Origin of the sequence: Rathayibacter sp. AY1C4 (genome assembly GCF_002932195.1) — a bacterium.
GTDB lineage: Bacteria > Actinomycetota > Actinomycetes > Actinomycetales > Microbacteriaceae > Rathayibacter.
Genome location: NZ_PSWE01000063.1, coordinates 1 through 2514, shown reverse-complemented (window position 1 = coordinate 2514; position 2514 = coordinate 1). Strand labels below are relative to the sequence as shown.

Below are 2514 nucleotides of genomic sequence, written 5' to 3'. Positions count from 1 at the left end.
GGCGATGACGAGCATCCAGTACAGCGGGAAGAACACGATCGCCGAGGCGACGATCGCGACGACGAGGCGGACGACGAGTCCGGACCGGGGACGCGGGCGGACCGGGACGCGGGCGGACCGGGGACGCGGGCGGACCGGGACGCGGGCGGACCGGGACGCGGGCGGACCGGGACGCGGTGGCCGACGCCCCGAAGCGCCGAAGCACGACGGGACACGGGGCTCGGGGCTCGGAACTCGAGGCTCGGAACTCGAGGCTCGACGAAGCGCCAACGTGCCGACGGACCTCGCGGCGCCGGAGGTGCGAGAGCGCGAGGGCGCCTGGGCGGGTCCAGGCACGGCGATGCACCGCCTCGCGGCCGACGGAGTGTCGGATCGCCCGGCAGGTCGGGCTGCGGATCAGAACGGCGGAGACGCGTCCACGAACCGCGGCCGCGTCGGCGCCAGCAGCGAGGGCGACGGCCGAGGAGACGACGGTCGCGATGACCTCAGCTGCGATGACGAGGATCGTGGTGACAGCGGGTGCGGCTCGGGCTTCGGCTCCGTCTCCGACTCCGACTCCGACTCCGACTCCGACTCCGGCTCCGGCTCCGGCCGCGGCTCCGGCTCCGGCTCCGGTTCTTGCGCCGACTGCGGCGTCGGTCGTCGCGTGGGCGGCAGCGGAGCCCCGGGCAGCGCCCGCGGTCGGTCGGTGATCCGACGGCCGGTGGGGGTCGTCCAGACGACGGTGCCGTCCGGATGGAGGGCGTAGGTCCAGCGGTCGCCGTGGCGGACGTGGTGGTGCGCGACGCAGAGCGAGGCCAGGTTGCCGAGGGCGGTCTCGCCTCCGTTCCGCCACTCGAGGGTGTGGTCGGCCTCCGCCGTCGAGGCCGCGCGGGTGCAGCCGGGGAACCGGCAGGTCCGGTCGCGCAGCTGCAGCTGGAGGCGCATCCGAGGGGGCGGGACGCGGAGGGTCCTGCCGACCGACGTCACCACTCCCGTGTCCGGATCGGTCAGCACCCGCGTGAAGGCGGCCGCCGTGCGCACGAGCTCCCGGGCGATGTCGGCGGGGACGAGACCGTAGCCGTCGAGTTCGGCCGGCGCGTCGTCGAGGCCGACCGCGGTGCTGGCGGCGAGGGTGAGGCGCACGTCGGCGCGGACTCCGGAGACCGAGGCGTGGATTCCGGAGCCCGAGGCACGGACGGCGCTCGCTCCTTCTCCCGAGGATCCGTCTGCGGAGATGTCGCCGTCGATGAGCAGATCGACGAGGGCGTCGGCCCGCAGCTGCGCGAGCGTCCGGCCGTCGCCGAGGGAGATGTCAGCGTCTCCACCGGCGCCGCCACCCGTCTCCGCGCCGAGCCCGGCACCGGCACCGGCACCAGCACCAGCACCAGCACCAGCACCAGCACCAGCACCAGCGTCCGGCCGCGCGCCGACTGCCACCGGAGCATCGCCACGGGCACCAGCACCGCTCTGTGCAGTCGCAGTCGCAGTCGCAGTCGCACTCGCACTCGCACTCGCACTCGCACTCCCACTCCCACTCGCACTCGCACTTGCACCTGCACCTGCACCTGCACCTGCACCTGCACCTGCACCTGCACCTGCACCTGCACCGAACCCGATCCCCGCCGCGTCCGCCCCGTCGCGGAGCGAGCGGGCGATGCGGTCGAGACGGTTGTAGGCGCCGACCGCGACCGGGGCCGGCAGCAGGGCGCAGAGCGTGGCCATGCCGTCGGCCTCGGCTCCGAGCCACACGCTGCGGTCCTCTCGGGCGCGGGCGTGGCGTTCGGTGAACGGCTGCTCGTGCAGCTCGTCGCGCAACCGCGCCACGGTCCGGCGGAGCTGGGTGGGCGTCTGCGTGAGCGCCGCGGCGGCCGCCCGCTCGTCGAAGGGCGCGCGCGACGGAGCGGGGAGGGTCGCGGCGGCGGCGCAGACGACCTCGCCGGCCTCCCAGAGGATCCGGGCCTCGGCCAGGAGGGTGCGGGTCTCCGGGAGGTCCTCGATGAGGAGCCGAGCGTGCTCGAGACGCCGAGACGCCGCGCGCTCCGACATCCCGAGCACCGTCGCGAACTCGGCTCGGATCGAGCGCTCCACGAGGTCTCCCGCCTCGCTCCGGGAGAGACGACTCCCCCGCGCGAACGACTCCGGCACGAGCAGCGCTGCCCGTTACGCCGTGTGCAGGGCGACGGCCCCCGCGAGCAGCACCGGCGCCGAGGAGCGGGCGAGCCCCGCCGCGAGACCGGCGAGCGCGCGCACCGCGTCGAGCGTCTGCGCCGTCTCGCCCGCGCGCACCGCCTCGACCGCCTGCGCCGCGTCACCCGAACTTCTCATACGTGTATTGAATCAGCGACCACCGACATCGGGCCGGGGCCCGTGACCAGGATCGGGACAACGGAGCCGGTACCCCGCCTGTGGAGGGACGAACCGCCGGCGAGCGCGGGCTCGCACACCGCTGTCCGCGCGATTCCTGAGCCGAGCACCAGCCCGCGCCGCCCACCCCGCTCGAACCCGTCCGCTCGAACCCGGCCCGCTCGAACC

Annotated in this window: 2 protein-coding genes; both read right to left on the bottom strand. The window is 74.9% G+C overall.

All coding sequences use genetic code 11. The annotated features are described in order from the left end of the window. Positions 1-396: 396 nt before the first annotated feature. Positions 397-2127 carry an HNH endonuclease signature motif containing protein gene (locus tag C5C99_RS16605; RefSeq protein WP_104340441.1) on the bottom strand — a complete coding sequence of 577 codons (1731 nt, stop codon included), beginning with the start codon at positions 2125-2127 and terminating at the stop codon, positions 397-399. Positions 2128-2142: 15 nt separating this feature from the next. Next, positions 2143-2307 carry a hypothetical protein gene (locus C5C99_RS17280; protein ID WP_181074640.1) on the bottom strand — a complete coding sequence of 55 codons (165 nt, stop codon included), beginning with the start codon at positions 2305-2307 and terminating at the stop codon, positions 2143-2145. Positions 2308-2514: the final 207 nt, after the last annotated feature.